We start from the raw sequence: 18,666 nt of genomic DNA, 5'->3' as shown, positions 1-18,666 counted from the left end.
CCCTCATCTCCCCCACCCCTCCCAGACTGGATTTTAGAAAATGAATTCTTGCGAGTTGTTATAGATCCTGATACTGGAGATTTATCAAGTGTTTTTGACAAAACTTATCAACGAGAAGTTTTGAGTGGGGCGGGGAATCAACTACAAGCTTTTAAAGACAGTGGTCAATATTGGGATGCTTGGAATATAGACCCCAATTATGCCCAACATCCTTTACCCGCAACAAATCTTCAATCTATTCAGTGGTTAGAACAAGGCCCAGTGCAAAGTCGTGTGCGCGTAGTGCGTCAGTTGGGTGAATCGGAATTTTGCCAAGACTATATTCTGCAAGCTGGTTCACCTCTGCTGAACATCGCTACTACCGTCAATTGGCAAGAAAATCATGTATTGGTGAAAGCTGCTTTTCCTCTGAATATTGAAGCAGACTTTGCTACTTATGAAATTCCCTGTGGCGCGATTCGCCGCCCAACTAATCCACAAACCCCAGCAGAACAAGCAAAATGGGAAGTTCCCGCTTTGCGTTGGGCTGATTTGACAGCAGAAGACACAATCCAAAATCCAAAATCTAAAATCCAAAATCGTTATGGTATCAGTTTGCTGAATGATTGTAAATACGGTTACGACAGCAAACCAAATCAACTCCGCCTGACACTTCTACGCAGTCCTAATTGGCCAGACTCAGAGGCTGACCGAGGTTTTCACGAGTTCACCTATGCTTTGTATCCTCATGCTGGTAGCTGGGAATCAGCCCAGACAGTACGGCGTGGCTATGAATTGAATATACCATTGCAAGTGATATTGAATCCACTCAGCACTCATAACGGGCTAAACCTTAGCTATCCGCTAACACTACGGGCTAAACAACAGCTATCCGCTAACAGCACTATTGAAGGGGTGAGTTTCCTAAATTTATCATCTGAAAATTTAATCTTGATGGCCTTGAAGGCATCTGAGGATGACCCACAGCAGTTAATTCTGCGGTGTTATGAATGTCACGGAGAAACAGCCGAGTTATCTTTGCAAAGTGATTTAGGGTTGAGTCTAGGAGATACAGTAGATTTGTTAGAGCGTTCCTCTACCCCTGAATTCTCATCTGGGCAACAAATCTTGACAATACAGCCTTGGAAAATCGCCAGTTTCAAAGTGATACCAGCGATTAATCCCAGGCTGGAGTGAGCCACTATTGCTGTGTCAGTGGTCAGTTGTGGTTTTCCACAGACCACTGACTAATGACTAATGACTAATGACTCTTTTAATCTTCGTGGTCATCAAACGGATCGTTCAATTGCTTGCTAGGAGGGCCAAAGGAGGTATAAATCGACAGTCCAGTGATGGCAACCACCACGACAGCCACAGAAATGCTAAGAACTATTGCGGGTTCCATAATTGAGAGATAGATGATGAGTGCTATTCTTATAGAATATTACAGAAGATTAAAAAAAGCTTTGGCAAGTAATCTTAGGTGAACTATGGCACAAAGGACTTGGTTGGGAGATATCCTGAAACCGCTGAACTCTGAGTATGGAAAGGTAGCTCCAGGTTGGGGCACTACCCCTGTGATGGCTGTTTTTATTTTGTTATTTTTCGTGTTTCTGCTGATTATTCTGCAACTTTACAATAAATCACTGTTGATTCAGGATGTATTTGTCGATTGGCGGAGTTTAGGACGTTAACGCATACACAGCTATCAAGTTTGGATAACAAGTTAAGTTACACCCGGTTTGTCCGGGTTTTTTTGTCAGTTGCGATTTCCGACTAGACTAACTATATATGTGAGTTTCTGTAGTGGTTCTATAGTTTACAGGAGACAAAAAATGAATATATTTGGTATCGGTCTGCCGGAAATGGCTGTAATTATGGTAGTGGCGCTCTTAATCTTTGGCCCAAAGAAGCTGCCAGAAATTGGTCGGAGTGTGGGCAAAACAATTCGTAGTTTTCAAGAAGCTTCCAAGGAGTTTCAAAACGAGTTTCAAAAAGAAGCAGAACAGTTAGAAGAAGCTGTAAAGACTACTGCTGAATTGGAACCTAAGCAAATCCACCCTGCTAAATCTGAGCAAGATACCGCTAGTTCTTCCCAACCTAGTTAGGAGAATGCTGCATATCAATTGACTATAGGCAAAATGACAGAAGCAGTTACACAACCAGCTTTGGTGATTCCACAACTAATTGTCGGGTTGGGGAATCCAGAAGCTAAGTACGACCAAACACGCCATAATATCGGCTTTGCTGCTGTAGAAACTCTCTCCCGTTCTTGGCGCATTCCCTTAGCAGAAAACCGCAAGTTTCAGGGTGAGTATGGCGAGGGTATGGCCCCAGGTGGAGGTAAAATTCGCTTGCTAAAGCCGTTAACTTATATGAATCGCTCAGGACAGTCAATACAAGCGGTGACAAGTTGGTATAAATTGCCGCCTGAATCAGTGCTGGTGATTTATGACGATATGGATTTGCCCTTGGGAAAAACTCGTCTGCGCTTATCTGGTTCCGCTGGGGGACATAACGGCATGAAAAGCGCGATCGCACATCTTAGTACCCAAAACTTTCCCCGTTTGCGAATCGGTATTGGGAAACCCAAAGGTGCAGCTAATAACGATGATTCCGATGCTGTCTCCCATGTGCTGGGGCGATTTTCCGCTGCCGAAAATCAGCAGATGTCTTTTGTACTTCAGTTCGTGGTTGAGTGTATTGAACTAAGCCTCAAGCAGGGAGTAGAAAAGGCGATGAATGTTTGTAATAGCCGCACCATAAATAATTCTGAGTCTTAGGGTTGGATGAATACTGCCCTATAAGCTAGAAGAAAGGAAGCTAACCGATGTTTAAAGGCGCTTATTTTGGTTGATGGGTAGCGATTTTAGCTTGCTCCATCCAACCAAGATAAAGCCCCTGATGCACTCTGTGTATAGGGAACTAAAAGTTAATCTAAGTGCCCTAATGCACTCTCAGAAGCAATACAGAAGACAGGAAAATTATAATAATAAATTTTTCTGGCTGTACTAGTAACTGGGGAATAATCTAGTTTTAGCTACTAAGATAGATGATAAAATATGATTATATTTACAGATTTTAAAAGTTGATTCTGCCCTCATTTAGTAATTTATATCCAGATGCTAATGCTGCAAAAGCAATTATGAAATCCCATAAGCTAGTTGGCTTTAAAATAACTCCACCGCTTAAGAAAACTAGTACTATGCCAATGCCTAGAAAAATCCATCCCAAGTTACCAGTTTCTCTACGAAAAAAAACTAATGCAAATACACCTATCATAGTTGCGAGAACTGAAGCTGTAGCAGGTAATTTACGGTAAAAATATGAATAATAACCGTTAACAAATATGATGTTTTGACCAAAAAAGTATAAGCCTATAAGAAGTAGGATTAAACCTATAAGTCTGATTAACAGCCTGCTCATAATATTTTTACATTTTTAATGGCTGAAGCCAATTTTAATTCGATTATAGTGGAGTTTTTTAAAAGGTTCTAAATTTTACGATATATTAAATTGATTTAAGTGAATATACTGAATAAAAATCCCGGCTGTCCGAAGATGTCAATACAAGTAATGTTGATTACATAAAGTAGTCCTTGCCAGCGTTTTATCAAGGTGCTTTAATAGCGATGTCTGACGACAAGAAGCAGAGCTTCTACGCATTCCGCAAAACAGTCCTACTTACAGAATATGTACAAGAGGCGCAGCGACTCGACATCGCGGCTGGTGTTTATAAAATTAGAGACTCAAAACATTAAACTCAAAGATATGACAAGCTAGTAGCATATCCTTGACACTAAATTCTCCCCAAAGCTGAATAGGAGCATACATGGAGCCAATTATTGCTATAGTTTTAGCCCTTATAGGTTATGCCTTAGGTTCTGCAAAACTGATTAATCAAGGAAATGAAGCCCTAGTCGAACGGCTGGGGCGGTATCATCGGAAACTCAAGCCAGGGCTGAACTTTATTGTTCCCTTGGTAGATCAGGTTGTGATGGAAGATACCACGCGAGAGCAAATTTTAGACATCAAACCTCAGGAGGTGATCACCCAAGATAATATTTCCGTGGAAGTGGACGCTATTGTGTACTGGCGGATCAGAGATATTGAGAAAAGCTTTTATGCTATTGAGGATCTGCAAGGGGCGCTGACACAGCTGACTACAACCACGCTCCGGGAAAGCATTGCCCAAAACACCCTAGAGCAGACCAATGTCTCCAGAGTGGAGATGGACTCAGCTATCTTAGAGCAGTTGAATAATATAACCACAGATTGGGGAGTTGATATTATTCGGTTAGATATTCAGAGTATTACACTACCTGAGAGTGTACGAAAGTCTAGGGAAGAGGAGCAAGCCGCTGTAATCAAAAAACGGGCGCTGATTACCGAAGCAGAAGGGGAAAAGGAAGCTGCCATTAAAAAAGCAGAAGGAACTATGGCTTCAGTGCAAATAATTTCTCAAGCTCTACGTTCCAATCCTGACAGTAGAGACATTCTGCGGTATCTTGTAGCTCAAGATTACGTAGATGCCAGCCAAAAACTTGGTGAGAGCAATAATGCCAAAATTGTCTTTGTAGACCCAGCCAACTCAACTGAAATGTTTCAGGAGTTGATTGCCGAGTCGGCAATTACAGAAGGTCACGGCAAAAAATCCGAAAATGGTAATACTTAAGAGCCAAACAAGTTTGGATTTTGGATTTTAGATTTTGAATTGACCCCATAGATAAATCTAGAATCTGCTTGCTCTGTAACATCAAGGAATTATTGGTCACGCTGTGCTGCTTGTCGGAATATTGCATCGGTTACTAGTGAAACATCGCGCATTTCTTGAACATCGTGAACTCGGAGGATATCAGCGCCATTAAAAATAGCAGCACAACAAGCTGCTGCCGTTCCCCAAACTCGTGCTTTGGGATCTGGTTGATTTAAAATGCGACCAATGAAACTTTTACGAGATGCTCCTACCAATATAGGACAGTTAAGTGTTGTGAGCGATCGCAAGCCGCGAAAAATTTCTAAATTTTGCTCATAGTTCTTAGCAAAGCCAATACCAGGATCAATAATAATTTTATCTAGGTCAATGCCCGCAGCAGTTGCTACCCCAATTTGCCGAGCCAAAAAACTATAAATCTCTTTGAGCAAATCTTGATAATCAGTCTGTTGTTGCATTGTCTGTGGTGTTCCCCGGATGTGCATCAAAATAATCGGCACATCTAACTCTGCCACTATTGGCAACATTTCCGAATCAAAGGTGCCGCCAGAAATATCATTAATAATATCCGCTCCAGCTTCTACAGATGCCTTGGCTACAGCAGCACAGGTAGTATCTACAGAAATCGGGACTAAAATTTCTGGTCTTAGCACCTGTAACACCGATAGTACTCGGTCAAGTTCCTCCGCCAGAGTTATTTGCTTTGCCCCTGGTCGAGTTGATTGACCGCCCACATCGATAATGTCAGCACCAGCAGCTACCAGTGCTTGCGCCTGTATTAAAGCGGCAGAGGTAGTGTTAAACTCACCCCCATCACTAAAGCTATCAGGCGTCACATTCAAAATGCCCATCAAATAAGTCCGCTGTCCCCAATCGAAACAGCGTCCTCGAATTATCAAGTTCCTTAGCATAAATCTACATTAGGCATTCCCATGCTCTGCATGGGAACGAGAAGAAGGCACATCACACTGACTGAAAATTCACAATCCGAGCGAAACTCTCAGGTTCTAGACTTGCTCCTCCCACTAAAACACCATCAATTTCTGGTTGAGCCATGATCTCATCAATATTATTCGGCTTAACTGAGCCGCCATATTGAATTGATACATTCGGATTACTCAACTGGCTACGAATTAAGCCAATTATCCGATTCGCCTCCGTTACTTCACAAGTCTCACCTGTGCCAATCGCCCAAATCGGTTCGTAGGCAATCACCAAATTATTCTGATCAATATCTACCAAGCCTTTGTCGAGTTGCAGAGTAATCACTGATTCCATTTCTCCCGCATCTCGTTGTTGTTTAGTTTCGCCAACACAGAGAATTGGGGTCAAACCAAACCTTTGAGCAGTTCGGAGGCGTAGATTAACAGTGGCGTCCGTTTCATTAAAGTATTGCCGTCGTTCGCTATGACCGACAATCACAAAGCGCACACCACTTTCTGTCAGCATTGGGGCAGAAATCTCACCCGTATAGGGCCCATATTCTTCCCAATGGACATTTTGCGCCCCCAGGTGGATGAGGCTACCGTGCAAACTCTTGGACAAAAGGCTTAAATCAGTGAACGGAGGGCACAATATCACTTCTCGCCCTTGGGGGGTTTCCTCTAAGTGGGGCAGAAATCCTTGTAAAAACTCCTGGGTCTCTGCCTGGGTTTTGAACATTTTCCAGTTGCCGGCAATAACGATTTTCCGCACAGGTAATTTAGTCAAGATCCTAACGCGTTATATTAGATGCATTTTTCAGTTTATGACTTTTTGTTAGTCATTACTCACTGGGGATTGGGGATTGGGGATTGGGTAAAAATTATTCTTCCCCTGTTCCCTCTGTTCCCTCTGTCTCATCTCGCCAAACCCTTGCTAAAAATAACTAGGATAGTAGGCGGGGTGTATTTAAAATCTAAAATCTAAAATCTAAAATCTAAAATCTAAAATCTAAAATCTAAAATTAATATGACTTCGACATTGCCCTTGCCTGAACCTCATCAAAGCGATTCCGCTAACACTGATGCAAATTCTCTCAGCTGGGAGGAAGAACTGGATAGTGCCATTTTCAGTTTTGAAGACATTCAAACAGAACTGAACTATAAACAAGCACAAACGGCGCTGCGAAACTTGGTAGCCAATCTCGACCTCACGCCCCAAGAAAAAACCGGGTTAGAGACGGAAATTGCTGATTTGGAAACCATGCTGGGGAAGTTAGACCGCATGGTGGTGCAGATTGCGGCTTTTGGCATGGTGGGACGTGGCAAGTCTTCGCTACTGAATGCTTTGGTTGGGCAAACAGTATTTGAAACAGGGCCGCTGCACGGTGTCACCCGTGCTGCACAAACAGTTAATTGGAGTATTAGTGAGGAAGCGATTGGGGAAACTGAACGGGCTTTACGAGTTACTCTCCCTGGTGTAGGTCAATCGCAGGTAGAATTAATTGATACTCCTGGGTTAGACGAAGTAGATGGTGCAACCCGTACCGCCTTAGCTGAACAGATTGCCAAACAAGCGGATTTGATTCTGTTTGTGATATCTGGCGACATGACAAAGCTAGAATACATGGCCCTTTCTCAGTTGCGGGAAGCAGGTAAACCGATCATTCTGGTGTTTAACAAAGTAGACCAGTATCCAGAAGCAGACCGGATGGCAATTTATCACAAAATCCGGGATGAAAGGGTGCGGGAATTACTCACACCTCTAGAAATTGTCATGGCTGCGGCATCGCCATTGGTAAAGACGGCGATTCGTCGCCCTGATGGTACCAGGGGCATACAGTTACGTACAGGTAATGCCCAAGTCGAGGAACTGAAGCTGAAAATTTTGGAAATTCTGCATCGTGAGGGTAAAGCTTTGGTTGCCCTCAATACTATGCTTTATGCCGACATTGTAAATGAGCAGTTGGTACAGCGAAAAGTGATGATTCGGGAACAGAATGCCAATCAGTTGATTTGGAAGGCTGTGATGACTAAGGCATTAGCGATCGCACTCAATCCCCTAACTGTGGTAGATATTCTCAGTAGTGTGGTTATTGATATTGCTCTGATTTTGGGTTTATCTAAACTCTATGGCTTCTCAATGACTGAATCTGGGGCTGTACAATTGCTGCAAAAAATCGCCCTGAGTATGGGCGGCATCGGTGCGAGTGAATTGTTAGCAAATTTGGGCTTGAGTGGATTAAAAACTTTACTTGGGATCTCTGCAACAGCTACGGGTGGCATTGCGCTTGGCCCTTATATATCGGTGGCAATCACGCAAGCGGGAGTAGCTGGTGTTTCTTCTTACGGTATTGGACAAGTTACCAAAGTTTATTTAGCCAATGGCGCGACTTGGGGGCCTGATGGCCCGAAAGCAGTGATTAATCGGATTTTGGCAAACCTGGATGAGGCTTCAATTCTCAACCGCATTAAAGATGAATTACTCCACAAAGTAAAACTCAAAAAGTGATGCATAAATGTGGAATTAATAAAGGTTTGGTTAGCCATATTCATCCCTAAAAGACCCCCCAACCCACGCCACTTGCTTCTCCGGCTGAGACGGGCTGGCTGCGTGTAAGCTTGCTTTAAATAATTCGTAATTCGTAATTACGAATTACGAATTATTTTAGCTGCTTGTATTTTGCTCAAGCCAAGTAACTAAATCAGATACATTTGAAAAATCTAAAAATTCTTCTCCTAATTGTTCCAATTGTTCAGTAGATAAAACTCGAATTCTCTCAACTATTGATGAATCAATTTCTCCAAATCGCCGATTTAGCTGACGATTTAAGAAGCGAAAAGCTTCTTTTTGTTGTCCCCTTTGTTCTCCCCTTTGTTCTCCCTTCTGCAAAATATCCTGATAAATCACTGATTCTTGCATAATATCTTCCCGCAATAATTGATGAATAAAATCTTTCTCGAACTTCAACCCTGCTAAAATCTCCGTGTAAGCAGCAGTATTTTGTCTGGTTTCAATATCTGGTATTTTAGCAATTTCTTCGGCAACTTGCGATAATAACGCTTGGGCTGAATCTGTTCGCGTTAACGCTGCTAAAGGTAATAACGCCAGATTGCTAAGAAATAGTGCCGAATCTTGTTCCCACATTCGGAGAACTCGATAACGGTGGGTTGTAACTTCACTAACATATTCTTCGGAAAAAGCGATTTCGTTACTTGTCTCTTGCAAGAAAATCACTACCTGCGTAACAGGAACTTGATATTTCCGTGTCAATCGGACATAGTAATCTAGCATCCGCAGAGAAATTGGTTTTTGGGATTTGATTGTGGTTTGAAATTCTAGGTGTAAAATCCGATTTTCTGTTTGCAGAAATGTCATGGAATCAGCACGTATCGGTTCGATGCTCAATTCGGTTTTTAAGATTTTAATTGTTCTCGGCTCTTGATTTAATAACCAACGGGTAAAATCATGGAGATATTTTTCTGCGAGTATTTTACAAAGGTTGTCATATTCTGCCATCTATAAAGATTGCACCTGATTTTATTGATTATTTGGAGATTTTCAACAAATAAATTATTTAATCTTGTGGGGTGGGTATCTCGCCCGTCTTTGGCTAAGAGCAGGCGAGATACCCACCCTAATTATGCAATTTAAATGTAGAACAGCTTATTTCAGAGTGCAGAACCCTCAAACGCACTCTTGTAAGCATCAGCAGTTTCTATCCCAAAACCTCCAGCTTGGACATGACGAACTAGTGATTGAATGATGGGTGTAGCAATACTAATACCAAATAAAGCATTGAAGCCCGCAACAACCACTGGTGCCGATAAAATGACTGTAAATTCTGGAAATAAAGCTAACACAGCCACCAATACTAAAAAAACAATTGGTGTAGCAATACCTGCTGTCTTTGCTGCTTCAAAAATTAGATTTTTAAACTCTTCAACAGTAATGTCGCCCCGATAAAGATCCAAAGAGTAGGAAATCGCCGTTACTACAACCTGGGTGAGAATAGCTGTTCCCGTTGCAGTAATGCCAAGTCTAGCGATTGTTCCAGAATTGCTGACAATAGAATCTACCGCATTATAAACCCGAATATAAAACTGCTCGCCAACGGTCATTACTTTGGCACCCCGACGGAGATTGTCAACACCTACTTCCCAAAGGATATTATCAGCAGCATTCGATCCACCTTTGGAACGTGGATTGATGTGGCTACCATGCTTATCTCTAAGAAATTGACGAATTGTATATTCTTTGGCTTCAAGCTTTGATGTGCCAGGAATTTTCTCAAAAAGCTTCATGACATCTGCATCAGAGCGAGGTAAGTCTCCCACCCGAACACCAGCACGATATCTCAGCCTATTTGCAATCTTAGGCATCTCTTGGGCTAATTCGGCAGCTGTCTTTGGTAAATTTTGCAAAGCATCAGCCATAATCATGCTAGATGCGGCAACTCCAACAGCTGTTTGTTGAAATGTTTTACTAACATTTTGAATAGTTTGAAAACCTGACTGTGCTGCTATGGTTGAGAAACTTTGTAAATCATTAACTGCATTGACACTTGAAGTAGTCATCTCGGCAGTAGCGTTTTTTATTCCATCAACTACCTCATCCATCCCGTTTACTACATTGTTGGTTACTTCTTGAGTTTTATCTCTAACCGTATCTGCAAAATGCTGTGCTTGGTTGATAAAATCCATGTTTTCGTAACCTTTCATTTCTGCTGTGGACTGTTTGCTCCAGTTTCTCTTTTTAAGACTGAGAACTACCTCAGCATTAATGATGAATTTACTGACAAAATTGTTAAAGAGATAGTAATCAATTTATATCGTTTGTGTATGTTAACGTGAGTTCGACAAACCTCTCCCTGCCTTGAACAAAGTTCAAGTCTGTCCCTCTCCGAGTCGGAGAGGGACAGGTTTTGCGTAGTAAAACCTCTTAGAGGTCTTTTGATGCGATCGCAGTTAACGTTACTAAAAATACCCTGTATGAAAAGGTGGTGATCTAAGCGATCGCTTGTAGAATTATTCAAAACTTATTACAGCTATTTTCAGGTAAATAGACCACGCAGTAGGGGCACAGAAAAAGCTTATTGGTGTCAACTTAACGTAAAAACCAGTCTAGACACAGTTTTTAAAGATTGCCTCGTTCCCAGTCTCTGACTGGGAATGCCTATAGGGGGGCTGCCGCCTCTTGAATTGCGGCAGAGCCGCAATGAGGTGCATTTCCAGCCAGAGGCTGGAAACGAGGTTTTAAAGGAGTTTGGGCTTAAGTTGACACGTATGAGCATTGCTGTGCCCCTACGACAGATGTGGTTCAAATACATGAAAACTGCTGTAATTTAATTTTTTCAAGGTACAAAAATATTGTAGATACTCGATTGCGCGACTCTGAACCCCGAACTTCAACCTTTGAACTCGGAACTTCGACCTTTGAACTCGGAACTTCAACCTTTGAACTCGGAACTTCGACCTTTGAACTCGGAACTTCGACCTTTGAACTCGAAACTTGAGCTTCAGAACTCGGAACTTGAGCTTCTGAACTTGAAATGTCAAGTTCTATACTCAAACTCCGAGCTTCTGAGCTTCTAACTTTCAACCTTTTAAGCACAATTGCCGATAGATTTTCTCCACTATTGATGCTTAGGGCTGCACTTTTCGAGATTTACAAACGAAATTGCGCCTTCATCAACTTTTAGTTTCTACCTTTGAAAGAGTTTAGCCATTCTTGAACTTGCTCTCGTGCAATATCGCGCCCTCCAAGACCAAAGGCTAGAGCAATAGCAACAGCGATCGCACCTAGTAAAAGTCCAAAGGCTAAATTCACAATATCACTGGCAACTCCAATCTGTTGCAGTGCCATTGCAGAGACTAAGGCAATGATGGCAATCCGCGCCACTTGTCCCAAAATCTGGGCTTGGCGTTCGCCGGAACTGGTAATAATGTTAAAAGCCAGATTTGCCAGGAATAAGCCAATAGCAAAGATCACCAATCCCGCCAAAATCCGCCCGAATATGATCACAATACCAGACACTAATGCTGTCAGGGCTGGAATATTCAAGATATTCACCGCCGCCACCGTTGCAAATAGCATGATACCCACTAAGGCAACAATGCCTGCGATTTCCGATGGAGTGCGGTTTGGAGTATGGAGGGTTGTTGATTCTGTTGAAATTACGATTCGTCTGCTGGGTGTTGTCACGCCCAAAATAGTGAAAATGTTATTAAAGCCTAAATTGGTGAGGATACTTGTAACCAAATCCGCGACAAACCGCCCGACGAAATAGGCCACAATCCAAATTGCCACGGCTGTAAAGATGCCAGGGAGGGCGTTGAGAACCTGTTGCAGCATGGCGATCGCAGGTATTGATATCGCATCAATTCGCAAGGCATTCAGCGCTGCGATCGCCACAGGAATCAAAATCAAAACATAAACAATGGTGCCGATAATACTCGATAAAGGTTGTACCCCCGCAGTCGTAGATAAACCCAAACGACTACCTAAATGGTCGATACCAGTTGTCGCCAGCAAGTTCGTGACAATTCGCCGTACTACATTAGCGATGAACCAGCCAACTACAGCAATTAAGATCGCCGCTAAAATGTTCGGCAGAATTAGCAGAACTTCTGTAATTAGAGCTTGTACTGGTTGTAGAGCCTGCCTGAGTCCAAGAGTATCCAAAACTGGGGCAAGAAACAGTAAAAATATAAACCAATACAGAGCATTGCCAATCGTCTCACTAAGAGACAGCTGATTGAGGCTGGGTGCGCTGTCTTCTGGTTCTGGATTCAAACGCTCATCCAGATTAAATGCCTGTAATGAGCGCACAGTGATAATCTTCACAATGGTTGCCAAAAACCAGGCGGTTCCCAAAAGGATTCCCGCACCAACCAACTTTGGCAAAAAGCCAATAAGTTGATTGAGAAAATTATTCAGGGGTTGAGAGGCTACCTCCAGATTCAATGTCTGTAAAACAGCTACCGCCGTCAACAGGATAATGCTCCAAAAGACTAAGCTGGAGATTAATTTCTCCACTTGGGGAACATCTTGACGACCTGTTATCCCTGCGGCAATGCGATTATCTATATTTGTGCGCTTGAGAATTGCTTGCGTCACTGCTGCTGCGATCGCTGCAATTAGCCAACCTACTAACAAAATTGCCACTGCCCCTAGTAGACGAGGCGTAAACAGAATCAACTGTTGAACAATACCTTGGACATCAGCGATTCCTTGATTTACTGCTGGTTGCACCGGTTGCAGGCTGGGTGATTGTGCCAAAAATTGCTGCACCCTCGTGGACAAACCAACTCCTATCACCTGGGTTATTCCTTGCCAAGTTGTGTTCATGGTTTTCGGGAATTATGCTTAAGTATTCGCCGCAAACACTGAGTCAGTGTTTTGCCTATCAATTTACCAGTAAAAACATACATTTATGGCATTGATATCAAGAGTAATTTTTGACATTGTTACTCATATTTGATCGGACTTACGCACAAGAGATCCCCCAACCCCCTTCAAAAGGGGGCTTTTAAGGTTCCCCCTTTTGAAGGGGGGATCTTTGAGTGCATAAGTTTTGTTTGATTTAATCTACTGTCAGTGCGGAATTTTGCGTTACTCTAATTGCAGCAACAGCATCAAAGATGTGGAATGTCCCAAGTTTTGTCACAATCAATTCAAATTAATGCTACAGCTACGGTGGTGGAGCGCTGTATTAGCGATTTAACTCTGATGCACCGTTGGCTCAACCCCGTCCTCCGTTGCGAACCTGTGGGCGAAGCTTGGAGTACCGATGTCGGCAGTCAAAGTCGTTTTATCATTCAAATTCCTCTACTAAAACCCACGTTGAATAGCGTAGTTGTGGAACGCGAACCGGGTTTGATAGTCTGGGAATTTCAGGGATTTTTTCAAGGGCGCGATCGCTGGGAATGTCAGCCAACAGAAAAGGGAACGCTCCTACTCAACCGCTTTGAGTACGATATCCCTAACCCCTTAATTAGTTGGGGTTTCAACACCTTTGCCGCATCTTGGACAAAAGAAGATATGCAAGCCCAACTGCGCCGCCTCAAACGAGTCGCAGAAGAACAAGAATAATTTGATCATTGGTCTCCTAACTAGCTATGAACTTTGGTTCATGGCCAATAGTCGAATTCGTTCAAATGGGAAGCAAAACGAGCTTGCTCTACGTGCAAGGGAACTGCATCAATCAGATGAACTTTATACCCTAGCTGGGCAAGCCAACAAGCATAGATGCCTCCTCCCCCCGCAGTGATTATCATTCTTATTAAGACTATTTTGAGTATTTTAACTGATTGACAAAATGCTCTTTATCTTAACCTCTCATATCATGTCCGCTTGATTACTTACTAAACCCCAAGAACCCCACCCCGCCAAAGCTACGCTTTATCTCCCCTCCCCGCCGGCGGGGAGGGGCTGGGGGTGGGGTGCAATGACTATGGGAATCACAACTAATTACCCGGACATGATATCACCAATGCCCCTACATCCATCCCGGCTAAGAATTTCACCTTTTCTTCGTGACATTCAGTTCAGAAATACGAGTTAGATTCACCTTGCTTGATCAATTTCTTTTCCTCTCCTGGTTCTGCTTCTACAGGTAAGAATCCACCTGCCTGCATTTTCCATAACCTGTAGTAAGCACCACGGCGTGCCAACAGTTTGGGATGAGTGCCATCTTCGACAATGCGACCTTGGTCAAATACCAAAATGCGGTCTAGATCGGCAATAGTAGATAATCGATGAGCCACTACGATGACCGTTTTTCCATTCATTACAGAGTCTAGGGTATCTTGGATCGCTTTTTCGGTAATGGAATCGAGGCTAGAGGTGGCTTCATCCAAAATCAGGATTGGTGCATCTTTGAGAATCACCCGTGCGATCGCAATCCGTTGTCTTTGCCCCCCAGACAATTTGATACCGCGTTCACCTACCAGAGAATCATAACCTTCTTTAATCTGAGCGATGAAATCGTGAGCATAAGCTTTGCCTGCCGCCTCAATCACTTCTTCATCGGTGGCATCCAGTCGTCCATAACGAATATTTTCCATCAATGTCCGATGGAACAGAGACGGATCTTGCGGAATCAAGCTAATTTGGGAGTGTAGGGCATCTTGAGTCATATCTTGAATATCCACCCCATCAATCAGAATCTCTCCCGATTGTGGATCGAACAGACGCAAAATTAAATTGACGAAGCTGGATTTTCCAGAACCAGAGAAGCCAACCAGTCCGACACGCTGGCCTGGTTGGATAGTGATCGAAAGGTTGTCGAATACTTTTTTCCCAAGCGAGTAGCTAAAATTCACTTGGCGAAACTCAATTTGTCCCTGAGTGATGGAATGGGCGATCGCACTCTCCCGATCGATGATCTCGTGAGGTTGAACGATAGTGAAGACACCATTGGCAATATTGCCGATATGTTCAAAAAATTCTAGAAAGCGTTTACTTAAATTCCGGGCTTCACTAATGATCAACAGTGACAAACTGGTAGCAACCACGAAGTCAGCAGTAGCGATCGTCCCCTGACTCCAAAGTGAGAGTGAGTAATATAAAGTGCCAATTTTCAGGATTGCTGCTGAGATAAACTGAAACCAGCGAATTCGCTCCGAGTACCAGTTGGACTTTCTTACCTCTTTGAGTTCGCGCCTTAATTGTTCCTTCAAATAGCCTCGTTCAAAACCCAACTGAGCAAACAGTCGGCTACTATTGAGATTTGTTACTGCGTCTACAATGATACCAGTTGTCTCACTTCTGGCGGCTGCGGCTTTGCGGGAATAAATTCGGCAGCGAGTTGCCAGCCAGAAGGAAATACTCACGAAAAGAACTGCCCACACACCCACGAATGCAGCAAGGGGAGGATAGGCGCGATACAGTAACATCGTGGCAACGGCATACACGATAATTACTGGCATAAATTCACTAATCAGCATTTGCATTGTTTGGGTAACACCCAAAGAAGTTTCGCCGATGCGATGTGCCAATGACCCAGCAAAAGTGCTGCTCAGGTAGCGATGGGAATGATGCTGCAAGTAGGCATATAGGGATCGGACGATGTGCTGTCGGTGGATCGGATGAAGGATTGTCTGTAAGAGTCCAGCCGCTCGCCCGAATATCACTTCACCCACACTCAAGGCGGTGAACAACATCAGGGGTTGGCTCACGGCATCAAAAATGGACTTGCTGGCCCCCGGCGATCGCGTCACGCTCCGAATGATCTCACCAATGGCATAAGGCAACATGATGCCACAGGTTGCGTGTATTACCTCCAGAATCACCGCTATCACGTACCACCACCGGAAATCACTGACAAAATGATAAATGAACCTGAAGGTCGTATCAGGCAAGTTGGGTGCATCGGCAGCACGTTGAAAGTATTGGGATTTTCTGGATTTTTTCGTCATGAAAGTCGCTTTGTAAGCATCATGTTATACCAATTCGTAATTCGTAATGACGCTCTCTACGAGACGCTAAAAGCGAACGCGGACTCGCTACCGCTACGCTAACGTAATTCGTAATTAAGAACTTTTCATTAGCTTGATGAACTACTAGACCATAATTTCTGGCGGTGTGATTGCAGCATACACATCAGGCGCAAGTAACGCATCGTGAATGTTGATTTTCTTCGGTATGACACCTTCTTTAAAGAATAAATCTGCTACACGCTGTTGTTCTGCTATCAGTGCCGGACTTAAGCCTCTGCGTCCTGCGAAAGTGCGACGAGACATTATCCTGGCGGCCACATCCTCATCGAGCTTTTGTGTGGCGATCATCAATTTTTTCACTTCATTTCGATTCGCATCTGCCCACTTATCTAGAGCGTTAAGTTCTTCAATGATAATTTTGAGTAAGCCAGGGTTTTCTTCGGCAAACTTCCTCCCAGCAATATAATAGGCACCAGGAGAATCTAACCCCACAGAATCTCTGAGGACGCGAATTCGACCCATCTTTTGAGCGATCGCATAGTATGGATCTGATGTCATCCAAACGGGAATTTTACCTTGGATAAAAGCAGCCGATGCCTCAACAGTTGCCATACTTTTGATTTTAATATCTTTGATGGTCAAACCGATAGACTGCAAAGCTCTAAGAATAAAATAGTGCGATGCCGAGCCTTTTTGAAAATAAACTTCTTGCCCCTTGATATCCTCAAATTTCTGAAGGGGAGACTCTGGAGGTACAGCAATCACACTACTTGTTCCTGTTTTTTCGGTTTTTTGTGTACCGACGACATAAACAAGGTCTGAACCAGCGACTTGGGCAAAAATTGGTGGCGTTTCTCCTACTGATCCGACGTCAACTCTTTTCGCAGCCATGCCTTCCATGAGTTGAGGCCCTTGGACAAATTGCGCCCATTCCACCTTGATCCCCAGTGGTTCCAAGCGTTTCTCTAAAACTTGCCGATTTCTAAAGAGATCCCCCGCACTCTGATAACCCATGCGGAGAACTTTAGTTTTTATACCAAGGGAAATCGAATTGCCAGTAGTACTTGCTACATTCAGTTGGCTTTGTTGGTTACAACTTCCCAACAAATATGCCATAGAAAAACCGCCCAGACTAGATGTAGCGACATTTAGAAAACGACGGCGTTTAATCATAGTTGTTTGATAGATAAAATAGTTGGGATTGGAAAGGTTAAAATTTGCAAAACTAACGCAGAGAATCTCCCCGGCGATATTCGGCGGTGATGTCGTCTAGCTTTTGTTTCAAACTGTCGTCGAGTTTTAGTTCTACAGCTTTGAGGGTGTCAACAAGTTGTTCTGGACGACTAGCACCAATAATCGGAGCAGTAATTATCGGATTAGCCAGCACCCAAGCCACCGCTAGGGTCGTGAGTGACAATCCAGCCAAATCCGCTACTGTACTTAATTCCTCGACAGTATTGAACTCGCGATCGCGCCAGTAGCGTTCTTGATAACGTTCTGCGGCAATCCCCAGAGTAAAACGAGTCCCTGCGGTGGGGCCTTGAGTGAGGCTATGTTTGCCAGTGAGTAGACCACCCGCCAAGGGATTGTAAGAAATTACACCCAATCCTTCCTCTTTGGCTAGGGGTAGTAGTTCTCGCTCAATTTCACGGAACAACAAATTGTAGCGGGGTTGAATCGAGACGAAACGAGTTAAATTTCGCACATCGGCACGACCCAAGGCGCGAGCGAGTCGGTAAGCTAAAAAGTTAGAAACCCCGATGTAGCGTACCTTACCAGCACGTACTACCGTGTCCAGAGTTTCTAAGGTTTCATCGAGAGGGGTTGAGGCATCGTCAGAGTGCAATTGGTATAGGTCAACATAATCAGTTCCCAGTCGTCTGAGGGAAGCATCGATCGCATCGAGAATATGTTTGCGAGAAGCACCCTGATCCCAAGGCGCAGTGCCGACTCGTCCCACGCACTTAGTAGCTAAAATAAAATGTTCGCGTTTGCCTTTGAGCCAGCGCCCAATAATTTCTTCAGTGATTCCAGCAGTAGGCAGTCCACCACCAAGAGGATAAACGTCAGCTGTATCAAGAAAGTTGATGCCAGCATCGGCGGCGGTGTCGAGGATATGTCTGGAAGTTTCTTCGTCTGTCTGCAAGCCGAAGGTCATAGTGCCAAGACAGAGACGGGAAACGGTCAAACCAGTTTGACCGAGTTTAGTGGTTGGTAATGTCATGGGGGTTTTCGTCGTTGTTGATTAAAAAAGCAGAATTCCGAAACTAGGCTTCTTCGGTACAGATTGCGATCGCAGATTAGTCAGGCTGTATTCCCTTACCCCACCAAACTCGTTTAAATGACTTGCCGTTTGTTCATTCAATATTTCATAATGTTTTAGCTGTATATCTTTCCAGTCAGATAACAGGTTTAGCAAATATTCTTTACACATCTGGGAAAATTAATTCTGCGTTGCTCTAAATCCTTGGTAGGGACAATTCATGAATTGTACCTACGTCATTTTCACTCCTATGTCTATTAGACTTCTTGCATAAATCCAAATAAAGAACCCCACCCCGCCTTTGACTTACCTCAAATTCTCCCCTCCCCGCCTGCTCTTAGGGGCTG

The 18,666-nt window shown here is 43.5% G+C and carries 21 protein-coding genes; 9 read left to right on the top strand and 12 right to left on the bottom strand.

Going from position 1 to position 18,666, the window contains the following annotated elements; all coding sequences use genetic code 11:
• Positions 1 to 1,176 (top strand): glycoside hydrolase family 38 C-terminal domain-containing protein (locus HWQ41_RS05045; protein WP_292760393.1); only part of this gene is annotated, 1,176 nt, incomplete at its 5' end.
• 76 nt (positions 1,177 to 1,252) lie between these two features.
• Here HWQ41_RS05045 and psbN read toward each other — a convergent pair.
• Positions 1,253 to 1,384 carry a photosystem II reaction center protein PsbN gene (psbN, locus tag HWQ41_RS05040; RefSeq protein ID WP_196525836.1) on the bottom strand — a complete coding sequence of 44 codons (132 nt, stop codon included), beginning with the start codon at positions 1,382 to 1,384 and terminating at the stop codon, positions 1,253 to 1,255.
• An 85-nt stretch (positions 1,385 to 1,469) separates the two neighbouring features.
• Here psbN and psbH point away from each other — a divergent pair, with 85 nt between their 5' ends.
• The 3 genes from psbH to pth all read left to right on the top strand — a co-directional run bounded on the left by psbH (position 1,470) and on the right by pth (position 2,762).
• Positions 1,470 to 1,673 carry a photosystem II reaction center protein PsbH gene (gene psbH / locus HWQ41_RS05035; RefSeq protein WP_292760391.1) on the top strand — a complete coding sequence of 68 codons (204 nt, stop codon included), beginning with the start codon at positions 1,470 to 1,472 and terminating at the stop codon, positions 1,671 to 1,673.
• A 141-nt stretch (positions 1,674 to 1,814) separates the two neighbouring features.
• Positions 1,815 to 2,087 carry a TatA/E family twin arginine-targeting protein translocase gene (locus tag HWQ41_RS05030; protein ID WP_292760390.1) on the top strand — a complete coding sequence of 91 codons (273 nt, stop codon included), beginning with the start codon at positions 1,815 to 1,817 and terminating at the stop codon, positions 2,085 to 2,087.
• A 33-nt stretch (positions 2,088 to 2,120) separates the two neighbouring features.
• Positions 2,121 to 2,762, top strand: a complete 642-nt coding sequence (gene pth / locus HWQ41_RS05025) for an aminoacyl-tRNA hydrolase (protein ID WP_292760389.1) — start codon at positions 2,121 to 2,123, stop codon at positions 2,760 to 2,762.
• A gap of 298 nt (positions 2,763 to 3,060) precedes the next feature.
• Here pth and HWQ41_RS05020 read toward each other — a convergent pair whose 3' ends face one another.
• Complete coding sequence (locus HWQ41_RS05020; protein ID WP_292760388.1) at positions 3,061 to 3,405, bottom strand: hypothetical protein; 345 nt, start codon at positions 3,403 to 3,405, stop codon at positions 3,061 to 3,063.
• Positions 3,406 to 3,611: 206 nt separating this feature from the next.
• Here HWQ41_RS05020 and HWQ41_RS05015 point away from each other — a divergent pair, with 206 nt between their 5' ends.
• Together HWQ41_RS05015 and HWQ41_RS05010 are read left to right on the top strand one after the other, a co-directional pair.
• Positions 3,612 to 3,740 (top strand): hypothetical protein, encoded by a 129-nt coding sequence (locus HWQ41_RS05015; protein ID WP_292760386.1) that lies wholly within the window; start codon positions 3,612 to 3,614, stop codon positions 3,738 to 3,740.
• Between the two features lie 71 nt (positions 3,741 to 3,811).
• A complete protein-coding gene (locus tag HWQ41_RS05010; RefSeq protein ID WP_292760385.1) occupies positions 3,812 to 4,654 on the top strand; it encodes an SPFH domain-containing protein in 843 nt (280 codons plus the stop codon).
• Positions 4,655 to 4,743: 89 nt separating this feature from the next.
• Here the strand turns inward: HWQ41_RS05010 and folP are convergent, their stop codons facing one another.
• Positions 4,744 to 5,604 carry a dihydropteroate synthase gene (gene folP, locus HWQ41_RS05005; RefSeq protein WP_292760384.1) on the bottom strand — a complete coding sequence of 287 codons (861 nt, stop codon included), beginning with the start codon at positions 5,602 to 5,604 and terminating at the stop codon, positions 4,744 to 4,746.
• Positions 5,605 to 5,656: 52 nt separating this feature from the next.
• Entirely contained in the window at positions 5,657 to 6,388 is a 732-nt protein-coding gene (gene tpiA, locus HWQ41_RS05000) for a triose-phosphate isomerase (RefSeq protein ID WP_292760394.1), read from the bottom strand.
• Between the two features lie 255 nt (positions 6,389 to 6,643).
• Between tpiA and HWQ41_RS04995 the strand changes: the two genes are divergently transcribed.
• Positions 6,644 to 8,125 carry a GTP-binding protein gene (locus tag HWQ41_RS04995; protein WP_292760382.1) on the top strand — a complete coding sequence of 494 codons (1,482 nt, stop codon included), beginning with the start codon at positions 6,644 to 6,646 and terminating at the stop codon, positions 8,123 to 8,125.
• 156 nt (positions 8,126 to 8,281) lie between these two features.
• Here the strand turns inward: HWQ41_RS04995 and HWQ41_RS04990 are convergent, their stop codons facing one another.
• Complete coding sequence (locus HWQ41_RS04990) at positions 8,282 to 9,133, bottom strand: DUF4351 domain-containing protein (protein WP_292760381.1); 852 nt, start codon at positions 9,131 to 9,133, stop codon at positions 8,282 to 8,284.
• Between the two features lie 152 nt (positions 9,134 to 9,285).
• The gene (locus tag HWQ41_RS04985) at positions 9,286 to 10,335 is read right to left on the bottom strand and encodes an HNH endonuclease (RefSeq protein WP_292760380.1); all 1,050 of its coding nucleotides are present in this window, start codon (positions 10,333 to 10,335) and stop codon (positions 9,286 to 9,288) included.
• A gap of 662 nt (positions 10,336 to 10,997) precedes the next feature.
• On the opposite strand from HWQ41_RS04985, the gene HWQ41_RS04980 reads away from it, so the two are divergent.
• The gene (locus tag HWQ41_RS04980) at positions 10,998 to 11,129 is read left to right on the top strand and encodes a hypothetical protein (RefSeq protein WP_292760378.1); all 132 of its coding nucleotides are present in this window, start codon (positions 10,998 to 11,000) and stop codon (positions 11,127 to 11,129) included.
• A gap of 182 nt (positions 11,130 to 11,311) precedes the next feature.
• On the opposite strand, the gene HWQ41_RS04975 is transcribed toward HWQ41_RS04980, so the two are convergent.
• Entirely contained in the window at positions 11,312 to 12,964 is a 1,653-nt protein-coding gene (locus tag HWQ41_RS04975) for a mechanosensitive ion channel (protein ID WP_292760377.1), read from the bottom strand.
• Between the two features lie 300 nt (positions 12,965 to 13,264).
• Here HWQ41_RS04975 and HWQ41_RS04970 point away from each other — a divergent pair, with 300 nt between their 5' ends.
• Positions 13,265 to 13,708 carry an SRPBCC family protein gene (locus HWQ41_RS04970; protein ID WP_292760376.1) on the top strand — a complete coding sequence of 148 codons (444 nt, stop codon included), beginning with the start codon at positions 13,265 to 13,267 and terminating at the stop codon, positions 13,706 to 13,708.
• A gap of 38 nt (positions 13,709 to 13,746) precedes the next feature.
• On the opposite strand, the gene HWQ41_RS04965 is transcribed toward HWQ41_RS04970, so the two are convergent.
• From HWQ41_RS04965 to HWQ41_RS04945, 5 genes are all read right to left on the bottom strand, one after another.
• Entirely contained in the window at positions 13,747 to 13,893 is a 147-nt protein-coding gene (locus HWQ41_RS04965; protein WP_292760375.1) for a hypothetical protein, read from the bottom strand.
• Positions 13,894 to 14,163: 270 nt separating this feature from the next.
• Complete coding sequence (locus HWQ41_RS04960; protein ID WP_292760373.1) at positions 14,164 to 16,035, bottom strand: ABC transporter ATP-binding protein; 1,872 nt, start codon at positions 16,033 to 16,035, stop codon at positions 14,164 to 14,166.
• A 144-nt stretch (positions 16,036 to 16,179) separates the two neighbouring features.
• Positions 16,180 to 17,229, bottom strand: a complete 1,050-nt coding sequence (locus HWQ41_RS04955; protein WP_292760371.1) for an aliphatic sulfonate ABC transporter substrate-binding protein — start codon at positions 17,227 to 17,229, stop codon at positions 16,180 to 16,182.
• Positions 17,230 to 17,281: 52 nt separating this feature from the next.
• On the bottom strand, positions 17,282 to 18,280 hold the full coding sequence (locus HWQ41_RS04950; RefSeq protein ID WP_292760370.1) for an aldo/keto reductase: 999 nt from the start codon (positions 18,278 to 18,280) through the stop codon (positions 17,282 to 17,284).
• A gap of 21 nt (positions 18,281 to 18,301) precedes the next feature.
• Entirely contained in the window at positions 18,302 to 18,490 is a 189-nt protein-coding gene (locus HWQ41_RS04945; protein WP_292760369.1) for a hypothetical protein, read from the bottom strand.
• Between the last annotated feature and the right edge of the window lie 176 nt (positions 18,491 to 18,666).

The organism is Nostoc sp. NOS(2021), assembly GCF_017115025.1.
GTDB lineage: Bacteria > Cyanobacteriota > Cyanobacteriia > Cyanobacteriales > Nostocaceae > Nostoc.
This window is presented reverse-complemented; position numbering and strand designations above follow the sequence as displayed.